This is a genomic window from Rickettsiales endosymbiont of Stachyamoeba lipophora, from assembly GCF_003932735.1.
Taxonomy (GTDB): Bacteria; Pseudomonadota; Alphaproteobacteria; order Rickettsiales; family 33-17; genus RICK01.
The window spans coordinates 1,374,846-1,398,996 of sequence record NZ_CP033611.1 but is presented as its reverse complement, the minus strand read 5'-3'; the positions used below and the strand labels follow the sequence as shown (position 1 = coordinate 1,398,996).

Below are 24,151 nucleotides of genomic sequence, written 5' to 3'. Positions count from 1 at the left end.
ATTTATTCCTTGTTCTCAATAATAAATGTTTGGATATTATCGCCTTTTAAATTAAAAGTTTCAATATTTTTTAATCTAAAACTATTATTAATTTTATCAATTTGAAGATTTTCTATCATTGGAATTCCATCATTACCAATTATAATAGGTACTGTTACTAAAATCAGCTTATCAATTAAATTGCATTTTAGTAATGAAGTAATAAGCTTCCCACCTCCTTCTACTAATAAATTATTTATGCCTCTAGCTCCTAAATCATTTAGTACGTCTTCTAAAAAATTTTCTTCATTTAAAGAAATTATATTCTTTTGGTTAGACTTAGCTAGAGTATATACAATTAAATTATCATCAGATGGATATAATTCTTTTAGATTCCTATCTAATGTAACTTTAAGTAACTTTTTATCATTTATTCCCGGCAGCCTACAGCTAAGCTTGGGTTTATCAATCAGATAAGTATTTTTGCCTACCATAATGGCATCACTTCTAAATCTAAGTAAATGAGCAAATTTTAATGAATATTCATTAGATAGCCAATGAGAATGATTTTTATAAGTTGCTATCTTGCCATCTAGGCTTACTGCCACCTTCACTGTAACAAAAGGAGCTCCTGTTTTAATTCTTTTTAAAAACCCTTGATTTATCTCTATAGCTTTGTTTTCTAAAACGCCTACTGTAAATTTGATATCATTATTGTTTAACAATTCTGTACTCCGGCCGTTAATTAACGGATTAGGATCAAGAGTAGATATCACAATTCTTTCAAAATTAGATGCTAAGATTTTATTAATGCATGGAGGAGATTTACCGTAATGCGTACATGGCTCAAGTGTTACGTAAAGCGTCGCATCTTTTAATTCATCTTGAGTTAATTTGTTGATAGCTACTATTTCTGCATGTGGAACACCCCCAGGTTGAGTTATTCCATAAGATAATAATTGATTATCTTTAATAATTACCGCACCAACGGAAGGATTGACTCCTGTTAACCCAATATTTTCCTTGGCAAATGAGAGAGCGATATTCATCCAATATTCATCATTTGCTAGGAGGCATGTATTCATGAAGATTAATTGCTTTTTTTAGGAGTTTTTTTCTTTTTTATGGATTTTAAAAACTGTTCAAAATCGTCTACTTCACAAAAATCACGATATACTGAGGCATATCTAATATAAGCAATTTGATCTAACTCTTTTAATGCTTCCATTACCATTTCTCCTATTGTTGTAGTAGTAACTTCACTTTCTCCTAAAGCATCAAGCTTCATAATAATCTGATTAACTTTCTGCTCAATTTTTTCCCCGCTAACATTTCTTTTTCTTAAAGCTGTTTGTAAGGATTTATAAACTTTATCGCGATCAAAAACCTTTTTTTCACCACTTTTCTTAACCACGGTAATATCACGCAATTGAATTCTTTCAAAAGTAGTAAATCTACCATTACAATTAGAGCATACCCGCCTTCTACGAATGGTCATACCATCTTCACTAGAGCGTGAGTCTTTAACTTGGGTATCTTCATAGCCACAAAATGGACATTTCATAATAGACTATAATTAATATAAAAATTTGTTACTAAAAAGTGAATTGATCTTATAGAAGCTTTAAAGGAATTTCAATTATCTTATTGCAAATTATTAAATATTTACTTTGGCCATCTATTATGCACCCAAAACCATTGTTCTGGGCTTTCTTTTATCCATATTTCAAACATATCATTAATTTGCTGGGTAAGACGTAGGACTTCTTCATTGTTAGTTGGAATTGTAGTAATAAAGGGATCTATATTAACTTGGTATTTCGTTGAGTCGCCTATTCTTTTAATATTGGCCATAACGATAGGTATGTTAAACTTTTTAGAAAGCTCTGCTGCCGAAGAAGAAGTTTTAGCAAGCCTACCAAAAAACCTAGCATCCACTCCATTATTCATTTTTTGATCCATAAGCATACATAAAACTGCTTGTTCATTTTCTTTTAAAATATTTATAAGCTTTCTTGCACCAGTTACCTTCTTAGGAATAACTCCACTCACATATTTACCCCTTAAAAAGGCGACCAGCCTCTCAAATAAATTAACATTTAAATGCCTATAAACTAAATAAATTGGCATATTGAGCATTTCAATAACTTTTGGTGCCAGCTCCCATGCTCCAAAATGAGCAGAAATTAATATAATTTTAGGATGTTGTTTAAGAAAGTTTTGGAGTTTTTCTAAATCATTATTATCAATGTTATTTTTAATAAATTGGCTATCAACGGAAGAAACAAGAGGGAATTCAGCAAAATTTCTACCTAAGTTAATCCACATACCTCTTATAATCTTTTTTATTTCAGATTCAGATTTATAAGGAAAAACCATCTTTAAATTGCTATAAGCAACCTTATTAGATTTATGAAACCTACCAACCAATAACCCAATATACTTTCCAATGAATGAACTAACTTTAAAGCCCACTAACTTTAAAAACATTATTAGGGAAACAACAACCAAAAAAAGAATTAGGTTTAATATATAAGAAAAGATAGATTTCATTAAAATTCTACAGGTAGGAATACTTATTTATAGGTGGTGGGCCCGGCCGGACTTGAACCAGCGACCTACCCGTTATGAGCGGGCAGCTCTAACCACTGAGCTACGGGCCCCAAAAATAAAATAATGGTTGTGATAGTAATACAAAAAAATAAAAAGTCTATAATTTTTTTAATCTACGTAACAATTTTATTTCAAAAGTTATTATACCTGCTTTCAAAGCCGGAAGCTAGGGTACAATTATAACTTCCTAGTTAAAATAAAGCTAAGTATAGCTCCTTTATCTTTATTAGGTTGTGCCCAAATTTTACCGCAATGAGCTTCAATAATTCTTCGCGAGATAGATAATCCTAAGCCCCTACCTCCTGCGCCAGTTTTTGTTCTAGTGCTTTGTGAAAAAGAATCAAAAATTAATTCTAACTCATCCTCAGGTATACCCATTCCTTCATCAGCAATTGAAACCTTAATACCACTTATGATACTGCCATCCTCCATTTGCTCTTTACCTTCCTGGAGGCTAATGTCGATCATACCCTTATTAGTATATTTTATGGCATTATCCAATAGATTATGTAAAACTTGTTTTATTCTGGCACGATCCGCTTCAATCATTGGAGTTTCAGCTTCGTTTTTATAGCTAATACTTAATTCCTGTTTAAATGGTAAGGATTTAGATTCAATTATTGCCTCTTGGATTAATTCTTCAAGATTAATTTGAGATGGATTTAATTCCACAGTGCCACTTTCAAATTTTGACATATCCATAATATTATCTACAAAACTATAGAATCTTTCTACTGTACTATCTAACTTTTGTAAGATCTCCAGCTTTTTTTCTTCAGTTAAATCAGGCCAACGCGCGTAAAGGCCTTGGCTGTAATTAATAATTCCCATTACCGGAATTCTTATTTCATGGCTTAAATTAGATAAAAATTCCTTTTTTATCACTAAAGCTCTCTCTAGCTCGTCAGTTCTTTCTTGTACTTTATAATCTAAAATTTCTACCACTCTTTTTTGAATATATTCACGGTTACGAGCAAAAAGCATACCCACCAACGTAGGTATAATCGCAACATACAAGAATAAGTGCCATTTGTGCAGATCACTAAATATCAAATTAAGCTTTTCCTGAGCCATTAAGCACACATACAAGCTATACCCTAAACCAACTCCTCCTGTTATCATCGCAATAAAAGTTTGCCAATCCACAAGCAATGCTAGCAAAAATAAAGCCACAGCCATGTTGATATACCATTCTATTGAGCCCTCATTATACAAGAATAAAAACGTGGTCATAAAAGGCAAACAATACATTAAAGTAAAATGCCAATATAAAGGCAGATATCTTTGCAATTTTACTTCCCACATATCATGAATAACTAGCATAAAAGCTAATACGCAGGCTATGAACCGTAAAATCACTGATATCTCTTGATTCATGATAGTTATTGTTGAAGACTCCGACCACATAAAATAAGGAATTAAAAAACTAGCTATCGCAAAACTTCCAAATAGCTTATATTGAGCTCCATAATAATGGACCCTTATTCTAGATAACCGCGCAAGATTGTTAATAGTAGGCAAATATTTATAGTAATTCATAAAAAATGATTCTAGATAACGAATTTTATTTAAAAAGCCTCTTGAGTTTGTTGTTACTTCTTCCTCTATATACAAAGGAATATACAACTTATACGAAGCATATTTATGATAATAAAACGAACTAACAATAAAAGCAACCAGGTTAGCAAATAATGCTGGAATATTACTATCTATTCCTATTTTAGCTTCAATATCAAATATAATCCAAATAATTACAGTTGATATACCAGCTAAAGCACCCGATAAAAATATTTGAAAATTGGCTTTAATATTAAAGAACACCGCATATAACGGCACCACCATTATCGCAGCCCAGACAATCCAAGCTTTAATTATGATATTAATTATACTTTCAAAACTAATTGCTACTAATATAGCTCCACTACCAATAATTAGAGAGGCTACCTTAGTAATGAATAATTTTTCTTTTATACTTAAAGATGTTTTACGCAATGGGGTAATTACATCATGAATTATCGCCACACTTGAGGTATTTAAATAAGAATCAGCTGACGACATAATAACCGCTAACAACCCTGCAATACCCAATCCTTTAATACCAGCAGGTAAATAGTTATTGATCGTATAATATAAAACATCATTGGGATTTAAATCAGCATTAAGACCCCTTACCGATAAAGCAATTAAACCACATAACACATAAAACACCACCATCACTACGGCAGTAGCTTTAAGAGAAGTAGCAGCCTGCCTTTCATCACGCGCCATTAACACCCTTTGGATTATGCACGAATCAAAGAAAGGAATAGTAAAAAATATAAATAAAATCAAATATTCTATTGGATTGTTATAACTAGGTAATAATTTTAAATGCTCAGCCGGCACGTGATTAATCAATTGCCTAAATCCGCCTATCTTCATTATCAATACATTGGCAATAACCGAAATGGCTACCATAAAAAATGCAAATTGAATCATATCAGTAATTGTCACTGCCTTAATACCACCTAAGGAAGAATAAATCACTACAATACCCGCACCTATTAACATACCAATACTTGGGGATATATGAAAAAATTCATAGCATACATACCCTATAGCAGCAACCTGGGCACCTATTATGCCTATACTATGCAATGCTACACAAATACCACCAATTATCCTTGCTCTAGGGCTATACCACGTGCCCAAAATTTCACTAACACTTAAATGACCTTTAAATTTATAAATTCTTGGGGTTAACAATTGAAATAAAAATATTTCCAGAGCTCCACCCATAAAAATAATTATCCAAACAATCCCAAATTGATATATTTTTTCATGAGCACCTATAGCTGCAGCAGCATCTAGCCATGTCGCAGTGATGGTTGCTACTAAAGCAGCCGTAGAAAAGTTAAAATTTCCAATGGCATATTCTTTAATGCTTTTAATATTACGGCCTTTAATTATGCCAATAATTAAAGTTAAAATTAAATAAGAAATGACTATAAAGTTATCTATATTCAATAAATGCACGATTAAATATATTATTAGTTACTAACGGTAGCTAATAATATATTTAATGTTTACTAGACTATCAATGATAATTTGCTTATTAACTAAAATATAACTAATATTTGTTAATGAATTTAATATTTACCTATTAACTTTGCAATCTAAGTTTTGCTACCCTGGCTTCCTTATAGCTCGGCAATTGATTAGGCATAATAGGCTTATTAAGCTTTTTCGGTGCATATTTATGGTAATAAAGAGAAGCACTACTGAATGCTATCAGGTTAGCAAACAATGATGGTATCATGCTATCTATACCGGTTTTAGCTTCAATATCATATATTAACCATATTACTACAGTAGCAATCCCTGCTATGGCACTCAGTTTAAATATGTTAGAATTAGATTTAATCCCTAAAAATGTCGCATATAATGGTACAACCATTATAGGTGCCCATATTATCCAAGCTTTAATTATTATCTGCAATATACTTTTAAAACTAATAGCTACTAATATTGCACCACTACCTATAAGTATAGCAGTAAACTTAGTAACCAACAACTCTTGCCTGCTAGTTAGAGAGGATTTACGCAACGGATTTACAACATCATGAATAATAGCAATACTTGAGGTATTAAGATATGAGTCAGCAGTAGACATCACTACAGCTAAAAGCCCTGCAATACCCAATCCTTTAATTCCCATTGGTAAATAATTATTGATAGTATAATATAATACATTATTAGGATTAAGATCAGCATTAATAGTTCTAACCGATAAAGCAATCAAACCACACAACACATAAAATAAAATCATTACTAATGCAGTAGATTTAAATGAAGTTACCACTTGCTCCTTATCCTTTGCCATTAAAACTCTTTGAATCAAGCAAGAGTCAAAAAATGGAATTGCAAAAAATAAAAATAAAAATAAATATTCACTAACACTGCCATAGTTAGGGAATATTTTTAGATGCTCTGCCGGTACTTTCTCAAGTAACCCGCTATATCCTCCAGCTTTTATCAGCATAATATTAGCAATTAAAGGAATAGCCACCATAAAGAAAGCAAACTGGATTATATCAGTATAGGTTACCGCCTTAATACCACCAAACGATGAATATATTACCACAATACCGGCACCAATTAGAATGCCTATCATGGGTGATAAATCAAAAAACTCATGGCATACATAACCAATAGCACCCACTTGAGCTGCAACCATGCCAATGCTATGTAAAGCTACACAGATTCCACCAATCACTCTTGCTTGAGGGCCATACCAAGTGCCTATAATTTCGCTAACACTTAAATGACCTTTAAATTTATATATTCTCGGTGCTAATAATTGAAAAAGAAATATTCCTACTACTCCAAACAAAAATATAACAACCCACACAATACCAAATTGATATACTTTTTCATGAGTTCCTATAGCAGAACCAGCACTAAGCCAGGTGGCAGTAATAGTGGCAACCAACGCAGAATTAGAAAATTTATAATCACCGATTGCATATTCCTTAAAGGTTTTGATATTCCTACCTTTATAAATACCCACCACTAAAGTAACCAGCAAATACGCTATTACTATAAGATTATCGAGATTAAGTATATTCATGATTTAACTTCCTTAAAATTACAACTAAATCGTTAACAACAGATGTAAATATTCTTTGTTTATAAGTCAATAAGTAATTATTATTAATAACAATTACTTATTTTACAACCTAACAATCTTCATTAAATTTAATTCATCATTCTTCATAACTTGACTTATGAATTATACAGGACAACTAAGCTTTTCAGGGGCATATTTGCGATAATAAAGCGAAGCAGTAGCAAATGCTATCAAATTAGCAACTAAAGCTGGGATATTACTATCTATACCGGTTTTAGCTTCAATATCATATATTAACCATATTACTACAGTAGCAATCCCTGCTAAGATAGATATGACAAAGGTTTTCGCATTAGACTTAATATTAAAAAATACTGCATATAACGGTATTACCATAATTGCTGCCCAAATTATCCAGGCTTTCATAACGATGCGATGCATACTTTCAGAGCTTATTGCCACTAATATAGCTCCAACTCCAACAATCAAAGCGGTAAGCTTAATAATAAGCAATTCTTGCTTGCCACTTAAAGAAGTTTTACGCAGTGGATTTACCACATCATGAATAATAGCAACACTTGAGGTATTGAGATATGAATCAGCAGTAGACATCACTACAGCTAAAAGTCCTGCAATACCTAATCCTTTAATTCCCACCGGTAGATAATTATTGATTGTATAATATAACACATTATTAGGATCAAGATCAGTATTAATAGTTAAAACCGATAAGGCTATTAACCCACACAATACATAAAATAAAATCATTACTAATGCAGTAGATTTAAATGAGGTCACTACTTGCTCTTTACTATTTGCCATTAAAACTCTTTGAATTAAGCAAGAGTCAAACAAGGGAATTGCAAAAAATAAAAATAAAACTAAATATTCACTAACGCTACCATAATTAGGGAAAATTTTTAAATGCTCTGCCGGTACTTTCTCAAACAGCCCACTATATCCTCCAGCCTTAATCAGCATAATATTAGCAATTAAAGGAATAGCCACCATAAAGAAAGCAAACTGGATTATATCAGTATAGGTTACCGCTTTAATGCCGCCAAATGATGAATATATAACTACGGCACCAGCACCAATTATAATGCCTATTACAGGAGAAATATGAAAAAATTCATGACATAAATAACCAATAGCACCCACTTGAGCTGCAACAATACCAATACTATGTAAAGCCACACAAATTCCGCCAATCACTCTCGCCCGTGGTCCATACCAAGTGCCTAAAATTTCACTAACACTTAAATGACCTTTAAATCTATATATCCTTGGGGCTAATAATTGAAATAAAAATATTTCCAATACTCCAAATAAAAAAATGACAACCCATACAATACCAAATTGATATACTCTTTCATGAGTTCCTATTACAGCAGCTGCATCTAACCAAGTTGCAGTAATAGTGGCAACCAACGCAGAATTAGAGAATTTATAATCACCAATTGCATATTCCTTAAAGGTTTTGATATTCCTACCTTTATAAATACCCACCACTAAGGTAACTAGCAAATACGCTATTACTATAAGATTATCGATATTAAGTATATTCATGATTTAACTTCCTTAAAATTACAACTAAATCGTTAATAAATCATGTAAATAGAGTTTTTTAATAAGTCAATAAGTAATTGTTATTAAACAACATTTTATACTTCACCTTGAAATAAAAAAGGCCTCTTTGTACTATTGCACAAGGAAGCCTTTTGATTTACATCTACTTAGATTTAAGCGTAATTAAATTTAAGCAGTTTTTGTACGAGTTGGTTTATTATTGTTGTTATTTTGGCGTTTAAAGCGGAAAGGTTTAAAGCCTTCTTTTTTATCTCTAGGTTGATTATCAAATCTTCTATCAGTTCTATCACCTCTGTCGCCTCTATCAGCTCCTGCTGTTCTATCAGAGCCTCTATCTGTTCTATCACCTCTACCGGATCCTGCTGTTCTATCAGCTCCCCTATCATTTCTATCGCCCCTTCTTTCCCATCTTCTATCATCTTTTCTATCGCTTCTTCTATCACCACTTCTGTCACCGCTTCTTTCAGACTTATAAGGTTCTTGCTTTTGATTAGGATTCATCAATCTATCAATATCTCTCCACTTACCTCTATCTGCAGGGGTAATAAGACATAAAGCTGATCCTTCAGCACCAGCACGTCCTGTACGGCCAATACGATGGATATAATCTTCTGGGCATTGTGGTAGATCATAGTTAATAACATGCTCAATATGCGGAACGTCTAAACCACGGGCTGCTATATCTGTTGCAATCAGAATACGATATTTTTTATTATGGAAGCCTCTAAGTACTTTTTCACGCTTGCCTTGTCTTAAATCGCCATGAATTGTATCAGCGTCATAACCTTCATCACAAAGCTTCTCTGTAAGTTTTTCAGCCCCACGTTTAGTTTTAACAAATATTATTATTGAACCTTCACGTTGCTCTAATTGATCAAGCAACTGATCATATTTATTACCCTCAGTTGTATGAATAATTTCTTGCTTAATTTGCGCAGAAGGTAAAGTAGTTGAACCAATAGCAATACGCACTGGGTTATTTAAATATTTATCTGATAACCGCACAATATTATGTGGCAAGGTTGCAGAGAACATTAATGTTTGACGTTCTGTAGGTAAATGTTGAGCAATATCTTCTAATTGAATACCAAATCCCATATCTAACATACGGTCTGTTTCATCTAAAACTAAAAATTTAGTATTATTTAATTTCACACTACCACGACGTAAATGATCATTAATACGTCCAGGGGTACCCACTATAACTCTTGGATTACCTTTTAATTGTTGAAATTGTTTAGGCATTGGCTCACCACCAATTAACAAAGCTGTTTTAATTGAAGAACTTCTACCTAAAAGTAGTTGAATTGTGCTCATTACTTGCACAGCAAGCTCACGGGTTGGGGTTAAAACCAGAGCAGTTTCACGTTCATTGCCAAGCATACGAGCAACCAACGGAATAGCAAAAGCACCTGTTTTACCGGTACCGGTTTGAGCAGAACCTAATATATCCTTTCCTTCTAAAGCCACAGGAATTGCTTCAGATTGAATTGGAGTAGGAGTTGTAAAGTTCATCTTCTCAAGAGATTGAATAAGAGATTTTGGTAAATTTAGTTCTAAAAAGTTTGTCATAGATTTTTATCCTTTATAGCTCATCTTAGGCCTGTGGTAATAATTAACCGCAAGCATAAATAGCCTTTTGTTATGTTAATATGATCAAAGGCATTTATTCAGCATGGCTGTAAAGGTAAAAACAAAACTTCTTACAGCTATAAATGTAACTAATTATCTTAATTAAGATTAAAAATGCCTTTCTAAGCAAAAATAGAGAGTTAAGTTTCTCTAGATCTGTTTGATCTTAAGAGTCTTACATTAAACTAAAATTTTAGCTTTTAGTTAAACGCTTTAAATCAATTATTTCTAAAGAAATTGTTTATAATACCCTGTAGCGGTACAGTAATCTTAAGAAGCAATTAAGCACGTATAGCTAATATGAAAACTCATAAACAGCAATATAGCAGAGTAATGAACTAAATGCAATTAGATTTATTAACTTTACTTTAATTATTAAAACTTACATTATAATTTATATACCAAACTTATCTTTATTGATTAAAAAATATGCGCTTTTTATATTGTTTAGTAATTTCTTTAAGTTTAACTATTAACAGCTGTACTCATCAATTACCAAAAATTGAAAGTAAAACCTGTAAGATAATCGCCGTTGAAGAAGCTTCCTCGCAAAATATAAAATATAATCAAGGCATTAAAGTTGGAGCAGGCGTTGGAGCAGGTATCGGAGCAATAGCTGGGGGTTTTTTTGGTGTTGCTTTCTCCATTGGTGCTTGCCTATTTACCGCATGCAGTAGCTCTGTAATTAATACCTACATAGCATTAGGAGCATTAGGAGGTGGAGCAATTGGGGCCTTTACCGGAACTATTCCTGGAAGTATGTACGATAAAATTCATAGCAAGAATATAGTAATGTATGAATATAACATTGAATGCGAAGATAATACCCACTATACAATCCAGCAAGCAGAAAAAACACCCTTAAAGGTTAATACCCTGGTCCAAGCAAATTGGCATAAAGATCATATCACGATCAAACCGCTTCAACAAATTAAATAAATTACGGCTATTTCATAAGTTTTAATTACGATCTCGGTTTAAAATCTACTGAGCAAGTTATTTTTAATTAATTTTAGCCTTTAATCCATCCAAATTATTTTGATATAATTTATATATAGCCTACATAACTGGATTAGAAGAAAAAATGCCTAATATATTTTTAAGCGGATACTTACTTGGTAATGTTTATAAAGTCATAGATATTGATTATGAATATAAAGATTATATGGGATGCTCTTCTTACAAGGAACTTAAGCAGCAAGTGAAGGGAGAATATAATATAGCCATAGGTTATAGTTTAGGCGGTAGAATCTTACTGAGGTTACTTGCTGAAAATCATATTACGGTTAACAAACTTTATTTAATTAGTTCACCTTTTTTTATACATAAAACCTCAACTTTTCCTTATGGGATGGAAGTAAAAACTTTTAAATTTTTAAGAAGAATTATTTACTCGTTACCAGAACAATTTATTAATGTACTCTTAAAAACTCTTTATTATATTAAACTTCTCCCTAGTACTAATTGGAGTTTAAAAAATATAAAATATTGGTTTCATTTTTTAAAATATCCATTTTCAATAGAAAATATTAAAGTTAATGCTACCATTATTCATGGTAATAAAGATTGGATTGTAAACCTAGAAAATGCTAAATTCATAGCCGATAAATTAGATGGAAAACTAATTACCCTTAATAATACTGGGCATATCATAAATCCTTTTAGGCTTAAAAGCTTGCTCAAGGAATAAGTTACAATCCAGACTTGAGTTAATAGCTCTACAACACTATTCATTATTTAATATTATTATTAAACACCAGCCCAATTAATCTAATTGGAGCTTCCGTACCATCTTTTATTTTCATAGGCAAAACACATATATAGCTACCGACTGGCAATAAAGCTTTGGCATTGGCTACATTTTCTATAATATACTTATCTGCCTCGAGTAAAATTTGATGTACCGGAAAATCATCACTAGGGCGATCAGGTGAAAGAGTATCAATACCTATTCCTACTATTTAACGCTTTAGCAAAAGCTTAGCGGCTTCTTTCGAAATGCTTGGAAAATTATAATTATTCCGATATTTTTCTGGTTCTGTCCAAAATTTATCCCAACCGGTATAAAGCAAAACCAGACTATCTGCAGGAATGATACCATATAGTTTTTCAAATTCTAAAACATCTTCGCAACTTAAACTATCGGTCTCATGAACTCTTGAGGCAATATCTATCACTATACCCGGTACTATCAACCGCTCTAAAGATAACTTATCAATGGCCTTACCGTTTGGTATGCAATGAAGTGGCGCATCTATATGCGTTCCGATTCCTCCTAAAGCTCTTATTGCTTGCGTATGAAATTTTGTTATACTGGAGCACTCATGATAATCATTAGTTATTTCATGCTCAAATCCACAGCCTCCATCCCAGGTAGGTATCTCAGAAGCAATTAGTATGAGTTAAATCAAAAACTGAAAATAGCAGATTATGCTTGGATAACATTTTATTCCTTATTCCTGGTTAAAAACTAAACGATTTAAAATAACTAACATCATTTGATTAATATTTTCAAAATCTTGCTTTAACAATTCGTCTTTAGTTTGAGTAAATTTACTAAGACTTAAATCTTGAGGACAAGCTTCGATTAAATCTTTTATACCCTCTTTAGTGATCTCCAAATGGCACTGCAATCCATAAATATTGGTTCCATAACGAATGATTTGCCTTGGACAACCCTTACTATAAGCTAGTATAACTGAATTGGTAGTAAGTCCCGGCATATCTTTATGCCAATGAATGGCTGAAAACTCTTTATTCATCCCTTTAAATACATAGTCATCCTGGGCTTCTGGAGTTAAAGCAATAGGGAAAACTCCGATCTCTTTTTCTGGACTATGTTCTGTTTTAGCATTCAATGCTTCCCCAATTAATTGGGCACCCAAACAAAATCCTAAAACAATTTTATGTCGCTTTATTGCTTGAGCAATCAATTTAATTTCAGCTTCCAAATAAGGAGATTCTTGCATCTTAAGAGCGTTTTGAGGACCTCCCATTATTATTAAAAAATCAAAATTATTATACTCCGAACAATTGTCCCCCTTATATGGCCGGCAAATAGTAAAATTATACCCTAAGGCTTGAGCCCAGCTTTCAATAATTCCAGGTGTTTCAAAATCAGCATGAGTAATACACAGAATATTCATTTCTATATCTTGATTAATATTGCATTGTTCTAGATTATTTTTTGCTAATCAATTAGCAAGTTCTAAATTTAGTGATAAAAACTTATTTTTCATCTGGGTTACTAAATTATAATATATTATTCTGAATTAAAATTAATAATCACTGGTAACCCACCCTACTTTAACAAAATAGGCCAATATATATCAAAGCAACTCAACTCATCATTTTTCAATTATTTAAACCGTTCAATAAAATTTATACCTATTAGGCAAGATCATTTCCCATTACTGCTAAAATGGCTAAAAGCTCCGCATGTTAAAGCTTTTTGGGACCCTAATATTCAATGGACAAAAGAACTTATAACAGAAAAATATAGTACTTACATAGAAGGCTATAAGTTAGAAAATGGAATTAAAAAGCTAATATATGCCTTTATTATTTATCTAGATGATCTGCCAATAGGCTATATCCAATTTTACAATGCTTATGATTTTGAAAGAGAATATAATATTAAACTAGAGAACTTACCAACATCATTGGCAACCCTTGATATATTCATTGGCGAAGAACAATTTATAGGTAACGGCTTAGGCACTATTGTAATTAATAAGTTTTTAAAAAAATTTATTTTAAAAAAATTTAAAGCATGTTTTGTTGATGTAGAAGCAGTAAATACTTTAGCTGTAAAAGCTTATAAAAATAATGGGTTTAAAGTAATAAACAACCTACAAGATGGCAAAATATTACGGATGTTAAAACACAAAACCTAACGAATCAATTACCTCAAATGAGTATTTAGTATATTTATATTAGATAACAAACTTACCCTCTCATTTCCCTCAACCTAGTTTATAGCTTTATTAAGCAGTATATTGCTAATTTTCTGGTATAAAATAAGTAATTGGTTTTTTAATATTCTTTCCTATCACCAATTAATTAAAATTCAAAATGTCGGTTTATTTAAGAGAATACAATAAACCACTGATTAAATATTCAATTTTAAATTCACTTAGAATACAAGACACAACTACTATTGATTATATATAAAGTAGGCAAAAAATAATCCTTACTATTTGCAAGCTAGATTGTTTGACAAGTAGATTTATTCCCTTAGAATCTTCCGGATTTTGTTTTTAAATCTCAACCCCCTCAAGAGATTTCTATGGTTTATTTTACTCGCGCTACTGAGCTTCATAATCTAACAATTACCGATGACGTAAGGATTATTAATTTTAACAAAAAAATTGTAATAACAGGACGTATTTATGCTCCTACTGATGAACTTGAATCCAGAGGAAAAGCTAGTTTAGTGATTATTGCTCAAGAAATTGACCTCAGCCAATGCTGGATTGATTTAGAAAACACCCCGGTACTATTAGTAGCAACAGGCAAAATCACATTGCCCCCAAGCAAACAAGATAATAGTTTCAAAGAAAAAATATTAGTTGATTTAGCAATAACAGATAACAATAAAATTATACCAAATTTAAACGAAGCATATTACTGTAATACCCTTAATTTAACTAAATATGAAAATCTTGAAAGACACGTACAAAAGGTCAATTCAGGTGAATTGCCAAAATGTATTTCTTTTCATAAATCCATTCTGTTATATAAAGATCTGGTACTAGTGGCTTTAGGCCAAGATGTTGAAATAAAAGCTGATATACTTGCTGCCATAAAAACTAACGGGATAAATAAACCATTCCAAAGAAACCTAACCATTATTGCTGATAACATTGATATTAATGAGCAATATAGCATTTACCTTGAAGGAGGACTCTTAGAGTTATATGCAGCTAAGAAAATTCAAGCTCCACTAGAAAGTATACAAACACCTAGAACCTTAATAAGTGCGGATAATGCACCGAACAACCATAAATTTACTAACAACGATAACGAAATTATAGAGAACCAACCAATTACAAAACCAACTTCCTCCTCTTCTCCTAAAAGCTTTACTACTATGATACAAAAGAGCAAAAAACCTATAGAAATATCTACATCTATCACACCTCAAAACGTTACTAATAAAGAAAAAAAGAGCCCTCAACCGGACGGATTCTCAACTACTATACGCAACCAAAGACAACGCTCCTTTTCTTCTCCGCCTATTATTATGCTATAAGATACTCATCAAGTATTAACGCTTATGTACTTGCTGGCGATATCCATTCCTGCTATGTCATCAGCCTCCTGCTGGATTGATGAAATTAATTATACATCATTATTATAACCGTCTTAAATACTCCTTTTCCTCTAACTCTTACAGCTTAGCGCCTATAGCTTAAATTTAGCTGAAATTAATTATATTATTAGTTCTTATGAATGTTTTATTTTACATTGCTAATTTTTTAAAAACATCATAAGATGTTAATATATACTTCAATATGGTAAATATTATGTTAAAAAATACCCCTGTGACTAATTATAAGGAATGGCGCCAAATAGTTAATTGCTGGCCCAATTTAGCTGCCACCGATTATAAATTAAAAATAGCTATTAAAGAGTTTAATTTAGATGGAGGTGATGTTGAATCAGATAAAATATTAGATGAGCTATTTAATGACATTGAAAAGTATCAAGATAGCTTAGTATCTTTGGAATATAAAGAGTTCGGGTTAACCGAAGAGCATTTATTAGCAATCACTCAGCTTATTAAACATGGCAATTTAACAAATTTAACTTTAAGCTTTGATGATATCAATGAAGCTGCAGTCAATGAATTTATTACTACACTTGGCAATAAAGAATGCTACCTTGCTACCCTTAACTTATATAATACCAATATTGATGATCAAATCGAGCATCGCATAGCTCAAATTTGCAATAAAAAAGGAATCATCTATACGTTTGATAATGAACTGAACAACTCATTTTTATCAGCCGCACGTCCAACAACAACCTCATCATGGCAGCAGATAACACAGCCATCATTAGCGACAAACAAAATAAGAGACAAAATAGATGAGCCACATAAAAGGCACAGAAGCTTATAACTGACAAAGCCGCCCTACTTACCCAATGCATTAGGGCGGCTTTATTTTATTTAAAAATATTTTCTATAAGCCATAAATGCCACTATCACATAAAATATAATAGCTTTAAACCTTGTATGACCTTTTACCAAAATCAATAAGATAGTAAGCACAATTAATCCAGGATATAACAACTCTAAACAAGGACCAAAAAATCCAGCGATACCTTGAAAGTCTAATAAAAACATGAAGCAGGCTATAGAAGTAGTTACTAATAATATTACAGGAAATACATTTTCTCTTAAACGTAATATCTCTGTAAGATATCTGGCATAAATATTATTAAGCGCAACCGCCGTAGTAAAACAAGAAAGAATCAATATTATACTGATCAGAATAGTTGCCCAACCCATTAAATGACCCGCAATAGTAGGTAAAATCATCTCAATTGTAGTATCAACTACAATTGATTTATAAATAATGAGCACCTAAAAATATAAATCCAATATAGATTAATGCAAGCAAGCTTGCTCCTATTAAACTTGATTTTAATGCGCTGCTATTAATAGCTTTCTCATCTATTTTATGGTTAGATAGAGATTGTAGCTGGTTAAAGACTAAGGCTGAGAAGAAAAAGGCAGCAAATAAGTCCATCGTTTGATAGCCTCTAAAAAAACCTATTGGAAAGGCCGTTAGAGACTTTTGGATAATTTCTGCTTCCACAGGAGCTTGGATAACACCTAAAACTATTAAAAATATCAGCCCAATTAGCAATATAGGGGCCAGCCATTTTCCTAAGATTGAAATCATTAAACGATCTCTAAGACAAACTAGAAAGCAAGCCTCACAAAACACTGCACTAAAAGCAAATAATGGAATATCAGGCAGAATATATTTAATTCACCGTTATGCATCTAGGAACTACTCCAAATGATCTTAATAATGATAAAATAATAAAAGGTAATAATATTTTGGCTATATTACCAGCTTCCGCAAAAAATTTATTACAATCTCCCTTATGAAGTTTAATAACCAAAAATCCTAAAAATGGTAGGACCACCCCTGTTAATAATAAACCTAAAAACCCAAAAAACTATCGGTTGCCTGTCTCTATGCCCATTTGTAGAGGAAAAACTAAATTACCCGAACCAAAAAACATTGAAAATATCGAAAAACCGTAGATAAAAATATTCCGTCTCATGATCCTTTCTCCTACTTCAGGCGACTTTATAATATTAGTAAAAAATATATGGATAAAAAATAAACTATATTACTGGCCTTAAGGTCTATAACAGCAACCGCTACACTAACAAGCATAAATATACGAGCTAAAATAAACTAAATCCCCTTTGCCTTTAAGCTAGCAAGGGCGCTTAAGATGTAAATTATATTGTATTAATACTTGAGCTTTTGTTTATTCAGCCCATTTCTAAATAAAATAGTTAAAATTAACTTAACATCCAGCAACCGACTAGCCAATTAGCGGCTGGTTATTAACCATTTAACCTATTTGTGTAAATAGTTCAATTATTTTACTTCTATTTTTGAATTTTCCTTGATTTTTTGGCTGTAATCTTCATTATTTAATAACCTTTAAAATCAACTATTTAGGATTAAGTTATTTATGCCGATTGAAATTTTGATGCCTGCTCTCTCCCCTACTATGACTGAGGGCAACCTTGCTAGATGGCTAAAAAAGGAAGGAGACAAGGTACGCCCTGGTGACGTTATAGCTGAAATTGAAACAGATAAAGCCACCATGGAAGTAGAAGCAGTTGATGAAGGAATTATTGGAAAAATCTTAGTACAAGAAAAAACTGATAATGTTCCAGTAAATCAACTTATTGCCTTATTACTTGAAGAAGGTGAAGATACCTCATCACTTACAAATTATAGCAACAATGCTGCTAATGATATTCAAGCTCCTACTAAAGCTGAAGCGCCATTACAACCAGCTTCTAATAGCATCTCTCAAGCAGTCCAACCTTTAATCAGCACAGCTGGTGATAGAGTTTTTGCTTCGCCTTTAGCACGCAGAATTGCAGAGCAAGAAAAAGTTGAACTTAAAACTATTGATGGTTCCGGCCCACATGGAAGAATCATAAAAGATGATGTATTAGCTGCTTTAAATAATGGTCCAGCTTCTAAAAATCTTAGCGCAACTTCAGCCAAGCAAACCACCTCTCAATTAACAACAGGAAGAATTGCCGAGGAATACACTAAAATTCCTAATAATAATATGCGCAAAGTTATTGCTAAGCGTTTACTGGAATCTAAGCAAACCGTTCCGCATTTTTATTTATCAGTTGAATGTATCGTCGATAAGTTACTACAACTTAGAACTGAGCTAAATAATTCCACAGATAAAGATAACCCTGCCTTTAAAATCTCAGTCAACGATATGGTCATTAAAGCTGTAGCTCTTGCATTAAAAGCTGTACCGGATGCTAATGCTAGCTGGACTGAAGAGGCAATTTTAAAATATAACAATGTAGATATTTCGATTGCAGTAGCAATTGACGGCGGATTAATCACTCCAATTATTAAAAATGCTGATTTCAAATCTTTGAGCCATATTTCTAATGAAATGAAAGATTTAGCAAGCAGAGCCAAGCAAAACAAACTTCAACCACATGAATTCCAAGGTGGTGGGTTTAGCATTTCTAACCTTGGTATGTATGGAATTAAAAACTTTAATGCTATTATTAATCCACCTCAAAGCTGTATTTTAGCAGTAGGATCAAGCAGCGAAAAAGCCATTGTTCAGAATGGCGAAGTAAAAATAGCCACTACCATGGAAGTTACACTTTCTTGTGATCATAGAGTGGTAGATGGCGCAGTGGGGGCAAATTTCTTACAAGCTTTCAAGCGTCATATTGAAAATCCATTAAGCATGTTAATTTAAAAAAGAAGTATAATTTATGGCAGAAAATTTTGATGTAGTAGTAATAGGTGCAGGCCCTGGCGGATATGTAGCAGCAATTAGAGCCGCTCAGCTCGGACTAAAAACTGCGATAGTAGAAGCAAATCACCTAGGTGGTATTTGTCTTAATTGGGGATGTATACCTACTAAGGCTTTACTCAGAAGTGCAGAAATTTTTCATTATTTGCAACATGCAGATGAGTTTGGTTTAAAAGCCGAAAAGGTAAGTTTTGATATTACTAAAATTGTTGAAAGATCAAGAAATGTTGCAAAACAGCTTTCAACTGGAATTGGACATTTGTTAAAAAAGAATAAGGTAACCGTTATAGACGGCTTTGCAAAAATTCTTAAAAACAAGCAAATTGAAGTTAGTAAGGATGGCAGGGTGGTTAACACCTTACAAGCTAAAAATATCATCATAGCCACTGGCGCCAGAGCCAAAGTAATTCCAGGATTTGAACCAGATGGCAAGTTGATATTAACCTATAAAGAAGCAATGGTGCCTACTAAAATGCCAAAAAGTATGATTGTGGTAGGAAGTGGCGCAATTGGAGTAGAATTTGCTAATTTTTATAATGCACTCGGTGCTAAAGTTACTATTCTTGAAGCCATGGATCGTATTTTACTTACCGAAGATACTGAAATTGCTCAAATGGCCCATAAAGCTTACGAAAAACAAGGAATTACAATTCATACCAATGTAAGTTTAAAGAAATTTGAAAAAGGAAAAGATAACGTTAAAGCCACGTTTGAAATTAACGGTAAACAAGAACAACTAACTGTAGATAATATAATTATGGCAATTGGCGTGGTTGCTAATTCAGAAAATATTGGCCTTGAAAATACCAAAGTTAAGGTGGATAACCGTAATTCTATTCTCACTAATCCTTACTTACAAACAGATGACGCCGGTATTTATGCCATTGGTGACGTAGCTAGCGCTCCATGGCTTGCACATAAAGCATCTCATGAGGGTATCATTGCAGCCGAGCATATTGCCGGGCTAAAACCGCATCCTATGAAAAAAGAAAATATTCCTGGGTGTATTTATACTCATCCACAAATCGCAAGCATTGGTATTACCGAAAGCAAGGCAAAAGAACTAGGGCTTAGTATTAAGGTTGGTAAGTTTCCAGCTATGGCTAACGGTAAAGCAATTGCTATGGGTGAGCCTGAAGGGTTGGTTAAAACTATTTTTGATGCTAAAACCGGCGAGCTACTAGGTGCACATATGATTGGTGCCGAAGTAACTGAAATGATTCAAGGTTATGCAATTGCTAAAACTATGGAAGGTACTGAAGAAGATTTAATGCATACTGTCTTCCCTCATCCTACCATGTCTGAAATGATGCATGAATCAGTGCTGGCAGCTTACGGAAGAGCAATTCACTTTTAAAGTTTTAAAAGACCCTAATGTTTATCAACACGTATCTTCAGGAGTATTTTAATATACCTTACAAACATACAAAGGAAATTTATTACAACAAATAATTAAGAAACAACCCAACGCTATACTTTTCAAAGGGCTTATCCTCGTATTAGCCGGTGATATACTCTATTTAAATAGATAAATTTGACTAGAAATGGCTCTGAAAAAGTTAAGCCATGAGATATGAGAATTTAAATGGTAAAAAATTTTGGTGATTAATATTAGTTAAGAGGATCGACTTTAAGAAAAAGGTGGATATCTTAAGGAAATAAAAAAGAAAGTAAGCGGTGGCGACAAATGGGATTAGCTTGAAATAGGAGATTGCCTGCTAATAACGCTTGAATATATGCATAAATATTCAACATCTTTTCATATAGCCACCTGCCTTTTTGCTAACCATAATATTGCTATGTTAAGTTTATTATGATCTCGTGGCTATTTTATATTGTTCCGTGATGGCTACACTGTATGGTCACAGGTAGGTTAATATTGATCTCTTAATCGCTTCTTTGTTTAATATCTTCTTATCCTTAACAGCATTACATAATAAAACTGATCACTTAGTAGCTAGGTATGCTACTTGCTATTTACTATTTTTTAAAGATATGGTAATATGATAACTTATTAACATCTAACTCACATATCACTACGTGGCTAACAAGGAAGGTATTATAATGAGCGTTAAGAATATTAAGATAATTCAGTCATTTATTAATGAGCACTCTGCAGTTAGTTTAGAGCAAGCATTAAACGCCATTAAGAATCTAAACGAAGAAGAATTAGTTACCCCTAATACCTGGGATAATACTAATGATCAAGACAGCTTATTACACTATCTGCTAAGGCCTGAGTTTGGACTTAGTGATAATGCAAAAAATAATAGATTAGGGCTAGTTAGGGGAGTCCTTGCTAACCCGTATGCCCAGAGTGCAATTAAAGTTATTCATTACTTAGGTGAGAGCAAGAAGCGACCTAGCCAGGATTTAGTTAAAGAAAATGGTGAAACTAGCATATTAAAAGCCATTAATTTAAACGAACCTGCTATAATTTGGCTGATGTTAACTAATCCTAAAATAATAGCTCAAACTGATTTAATAAATGATACAATTACGCTAGAACAGCTAAAAGCATTCTTTAATGCCAATCTCATCAAAGCAAGCTTGGATGAGAATAAGAATAATAACAAGGTTAAAGTTAATTTAGCTACTGTCCAGCTAAGTGATATAGATAATTTCATTAAAATGCTTAGTGAACATAACAGTGAAGTAGCAATTGAAACATTGCTGCCTTTTTCGATCAGCCAAGGATTCTATAGTATAGCAGGTTTATTGCTAAATAGGGAGCATGATTTTAACTTAGCTCCAACAGAAATAAAATTACCCCAAGCAGGTGGAAAAGTAGCAAGGATTCTTGATTCTAACAATGCTATCACTGCTGTTATAGTTAATATACAGAATAATAAAAACAATCCAAAACAGTTATTAACAAGCATTTATCTCCTACAGGCATTGCTGCTTAATCCTAAGGTAGATCTTGGGCTAAATATTGTTGTTAGTTTAGAGGAGAAAGATGCCAAGGTAGATCTTGGGCTAAATACTGTTGTTAGCTTAGAGGAAAAAGATGCCAAGGTAGATCTTTGGCGAAAGATTGTCGTTAGCTTAAAGGAGAAAGATGCCCTAGCTTCTACCATTGAAGAATATATTATCAGTACGTTAGAAGAAGTTCTTACCTGGAATATTAAACCGGAAGCAAAGCTAAGTAGCTTTAAATTATGGTTGCCTTTATATCAAAACCATGTGCAAACTCCAGAAGAACAGCCCACATTGCTAGTTATCAAGCACCTGACACAGCTAGCTAACGACATAGTGGCCACCCTAGATATGGACCGGCTGAGCAAGCAAAATCTGATAATGTTACAAACATTATATAATTTGGTAGGTTCTATCTGTCCCAGGCAGAAACTTAGTGAACTCATCGATACCGATTATTATCAAAATCATCCTCAACTTAGCCCAGCTGAAAAAGAACAAAGGCAGCAAGACTTAACAGCAAACAAGATAAAACTAGAAGAAGTTCATCTTAAATGGATAGACCTTGATGGTAAAAGTGAGCAGGACTTTATAGATCAATGCAACCAGCTAATTAGCCAAGGTGCCGATGTTAACGCTCTAAGTACATCATATGAGCCCTTTTTAATATTGGCTATAAAGCACAATACGATGGAGATTGCAACTGCACTACTACAAAAAGAAGGTATTAATGTTAATGCTCAAGATAATGGTGGCAATACTGCTTTAATGCTAGCTATTAGCAAAGATAAAGAAGAGCTAGCAACAAAACTATTACTAAAAGATGATATTAATGTTAATACTCAAAATAGTCGTGGCTATACTGCTTTAATGCTAGCTATAACAAAAGATAAAACGGAGATAGTAACAAAATTGCTACAAAAAGAAGGTATTAATGTTAATACTCAAAATAATGATGGCTATACTGCTTTAATGCTAGCTATACTAAAGGATAAAACGGAGATAGTAACAAAATTGCTACAAAAAGAAAATATTAATACTAATATTACGAATTGTTTTGGCCAAACTGCGATGTATATAGCGAAACAACAAGGTTACACCAGTATAGTTAAGCTAATCGAAGACAAGGCACAGGAAGCAGAAGGCACATTTGTAGCGAGGCTTGCTGCCCAGAATAAATCTCATATCCCTAATTTTTAATTTTGTCTTATTATGATTTAAGGTCGGATACTAAACCGACCTTAGTTACTTTCAAAGTACTTATGTCATTTATTATAAAAAGTAAAACAAGTTATAATTATAGACAATACAGTAATTAAATATAACAAATTAGAAAATTATGCGGGATTAAACCTACATTGTTTAAAAGATATAAAATTAAGAAAAAATACAAAAAAGACTGCTGATCAAGCATAAAATATAAAAAAGATACCATAAACTTAACCAGCGTAGATTTGTTAGATTAGTCTTTAGCAGTAAGCAAATTGGCAATTTTACTTTTAATTTGCTTTTTATTGTTGTTAGTATAGCGTTTAGCTTCTAAGCTATTAGGAAAAATTGTTTTAACAATTGATTGCAAAGCTTATACATTCTCGTTATTATTAACTATTGATTTAATTTCATTTTAACGTTAACTAAAATTCAGTTTTGGATATTTATAATAATGCTTACAGTTCACAAATGGTTATTTTTCTAATGGTTGCTAATATGCAAGCCACTTAACTTTATTGCCGCAATTAAACT

General features: G+C 32.5%; 20 protein-coding genes and 1 tRNA gene. 8 read left to right on the top strand and 13 right to left on the bottom strand.

Translation table 11 applies throughout. From position 1 onward, the window contains the following. Positions 1-2: 2 nt before the first annotated feature. The 8 genes from ribD to EF513_RS06365 all read right to left on the bottom strand — a co-directional run bounded on the left by ribD (position 3) and on the right by EF513_RS06365 (position 10,363). Positions 3-1,064: a bifunctional diaminohydroxyphosphoribosylaminopyrimidine deaminase/5-amino-6-(5-phosphoribosylamino)uracil reductase RibD gene (gene ribD / locus EF513_RS06400; protein WP_125216570.1), complete on the bottom strand. Its 1,062-nt coding sequence runs from the start codon at positions 1,062-1,064 to the stop codon at positions 3-5. A gap of 5 nt (positions 1,065-1,069) precedes the next feature. Then, a complete protein-coding gene (gene nrdR, locus EF513_RS06395) occupies positions 1,070-1,543 on the bottom strand; it encodes a transcriptional regulator NrdR (protein ID WP_125216569.1) in 474 nt (157 codons plus the stop codon). A gap of 101 nt (positions 1,544-1,644) precedes the next feature. Continuing rightward, complete coding sequence (locus tag EF513_RS06390) at positions 1,645-2,532, bottom strand: lysophospholipid acyltransferase family protein (protein ID WP_125216568.1); 888 nt, start codon at positions 2,530-2,532, stop codon at positions 1,645-1,647. 34 nt (positions 2,533-2,566) lie between these two features. Further along, positions 2,567-2,642 (bottom strand) — tRNA-Ile (locus EF513_RS06385). Between the two features lie 127 nt (positions 2,643-2,769). Further along, positions 2,770-5,607 (bottom strand): sodium:solute symporter family transporter, encoded by a 2,838-nt coding sequence (locus tag EF513_RS06380; protein ID WP_125216567.1) that lies wholly within the window; start codon positions 5,605-5,607, stop codon positions 2,770-2,772. Positions 5,608-5,734: 127 nt separating this feature from the next. Beyond that, positions 5,735-7,201 carry a sodium:solute symporter family protein gene (locus tag EF513_RS06375; protein ID WP_125216566.1) on the bottom strand — a complete coding sequence of 489 codons (1,467 nt, stop codon included), beginning with the start codon at positions 7,199-7,201 and terminating at the stop codon, positions 5,735-5,737. Positions 7,202-7,363: 162 nt separating this feature from the next. Continuing rightward, positions 7,364-8,770 carry a sodium:solute symporter family protein gene (locus EF513_RS06370; RefSeq protein WP_125216565.1) on the bottom strand — a complete coding sequence of 469 codons (1,407 nt, stop codon included), beginning with the start codon at positions 8,768-8,770 and terminating at the stop codon, positions 7,364-7,366. A gap of 189 nt (positions 8,771-8,959) precedes the next feature. Next, positions 8,960-10,363, bottom strand: a complete 1,404-nt coding sequence (locus tag EF513_RS06365) for a DEAD/DEAH box helicase (RefSeq protein WP_206425193.1) — start codon at positions 10,361-10,363, stop codon at positions 8,960-8,962. Positions 10,364-10,852: 489 nt separating this feature from the next. Between EF513_RS06365 and EF513_RS06360 the strand changes: the two genes are divergently transcribed. Together EF513_RS06360 and EF513_RS06355 are read left to right on the top strand one after the other, a co-directional pair. Further along, positions 10,853-11,362 carry a hypothetical protein gene (locus EF513_RS06360; protein ID WP_125216564.1) on the top strand — a complete coding sequence of 170 codons (510 nt, stop codon included), beginning with the start codon at positions 10,853-10,855 and terminating at the stop codon, positions 11,360-11,362. 145 nt (positions 11,363-11,507) lie between these two features. Continuing rightward, complete coding sequence (locus EF513_RS06355) at positions 11,508-12,113, top strand: hypothetical protein (protein ID WP_125216563.1); 606 nt, start codon at positions 11,508-11,510, stop codon at positions 12,111-12,113. Positions 12,114-12,384: 271 nt separating this feature from the next. Here EF513_RS06355 and EF513_RS08030 read toward each other — a convergent pair whose 3' ends face one another. Both EF513_RS08030 and EF513_RS06345 read right to left on the bottom strand, forming a co-directional pair. Then, positions 12,385-12,804, bottom strand: a complete 420-nt coding sequence (locus EF513_RS08030; RefSeq protein WP_277592636.1) for a cyclase family protein — start codon at positions 12,802-12,804, stop codon at positions 12,385-12,387. Positions 12,805-12,876: 72 nt separating this feature from the next. After that, positions 12,877-13,569 (bottom strand): glutamine amidotransferase-related protein, encoded by a 693-nt coding sequence (locus EF513_RS06345; RefSeq protein ID WP_125216562.1) that lies wholly within the window; start codon positions 13,567-13,569, stop codon positions 12,877-12,879. Between the two features lie 105 nt (positions 13,570-13,674). Between EF513_RS06345 and EF513_RS06340 the strand changes: the two genes are divergently transcribed. The 3 genes from EF513_RS06340 (at position 13,675) to EF513_RS06330 (ending at position 16,548) form a co-directional block, all read left to right on the top strand. Further along, entirely contained in the window at positions 13,675-14,319 is a 645-nt protein-coding gene (locus EF513_RS06340; RefSeq protein ID WP_338142608.1) for a GNAT family N-acetyltransferase, read from the top strand. Positions 14,320-14,711: 392 nt separating this feature from the next. Continuing rightward, on the top strand, positions 14,712-15,677 hold the full coding sequence (locus EF513_RS06335; protein ID WP_125216560.1) for a hypothetical protein: 966 nt from the start codon (positions 14,712-14,714) through the stop codon (positions 15,675-15,677). 274 nt (positions 15,678-15,951) lie between these two features. Beyond that, on the top strand, positions 15,952-16,548 hold the full coding sequence (locus EF513_RS06330) for a hypothetical protein (protein ID WP_125216559.1): 597 nt from the start codon (positions 15,952-15,954) through the stop codon (positions 16,546-16,548). 50 nt (positions 16,549-16,598) lie between these two features. Here the strand turns inward: EF513_RS06330 and EF513_RS06325 are convergent, their stop codons facing one another. From EF513_RS06325 to EF513_RS08205, 3 genes are all read right to left on the bottom strand, one after another. Continuing rightward, positions 16,599-17,015: a branched-chain amino acid transport system II carrier protein gene (locus EF513_RS06325; protein ID WP_125216558.1), complete on the bottom strand. Its 417-nt coding sequence runs from the start codon at positions 17,013-17,015 to the stop codon at positions 16,599-16,601. Then, positions 16,999-17,382 (bottom strand): branched-chain amino acid transport system II carrier protein, encoded by a 384-nt coding sequence (locus EF513_RS06320; RefSeq protein ID WP_164503852.1) that lies wholly within the window; start codon positions 17,380-17,382, stop codon positions 16,999-17,001. The genes EF513_RS06325 and EF513_RS06320 overlap by 17 nt, the downstream gene beginning before the upstream one ends. A gap of 238 nt (positions 17,383-17,620) precedes the next feature. After that, the gene (locus tag EF513_RS08205) at positions 17,621-17,728 is read right to left on the bottom strand and encodes a branched-chain amino acid transport system II carrier protein (RefSeq protein ID WP_125216556.1); all 108 of its coding nucleotides are present in this window, start codon (positions 17,726-17,728) and stop codon (positions 17,621-17,623) included. A 423-nt stretch (positions 17,729-18,151) separates the two neighbouring features. Here EF513_RS08205 and EF513_RS06310 point away from each other — a divergent pair, with 423 nt between their 5' ends. The 3 genes from EF513_RS06310 to EF513_RS06300 all read left to right on the top strand — a co-directional run bounded on the left by EF513_RS06310 (position 18,152) and on the right by EF513_RS06300 (position 23,608). Continuing rightward, a complete protein-coding gene (locus EF513_RS06310; RefSeq protein ID WP_125216555.1) occupies positions 18,152-19,432 on the top strand; it encodes a pyruvate dehydrogenase complex dihydrolipoamide acetyltransferase in 1,281 nt (426 codons plus the stop codon). A gap of 16 nt (positions 19,433-19,448) precedes the next feature. Continuing rightward, positions 19,449-20,846: a dihydrolipoyl dehydrogenase gene (gene lpdA, locus EF513_RS06305; RefSeq protein WP_125216554.1), complete on the top strand. Its 1,398-nt coding sequence runs from the start codon at positions 19,449-19,451 to the stop codon at positions 20,844-20,846. Positions 20,847-21,553: 707 nt separating this feature from the next. Next, on the top strand, positions 21,554-23,608 hold the full coding sequence (locus EF513_RS06300; protein WP_125216553.1) for an ankyrin repeat domain-containing protein: 2,055 nt from the start codon (positions 21,554-21,556) through the stop codon (positions 23,606-23,608). Positions 23,609-24,151 lie beyond the last annotated feature (543 nt).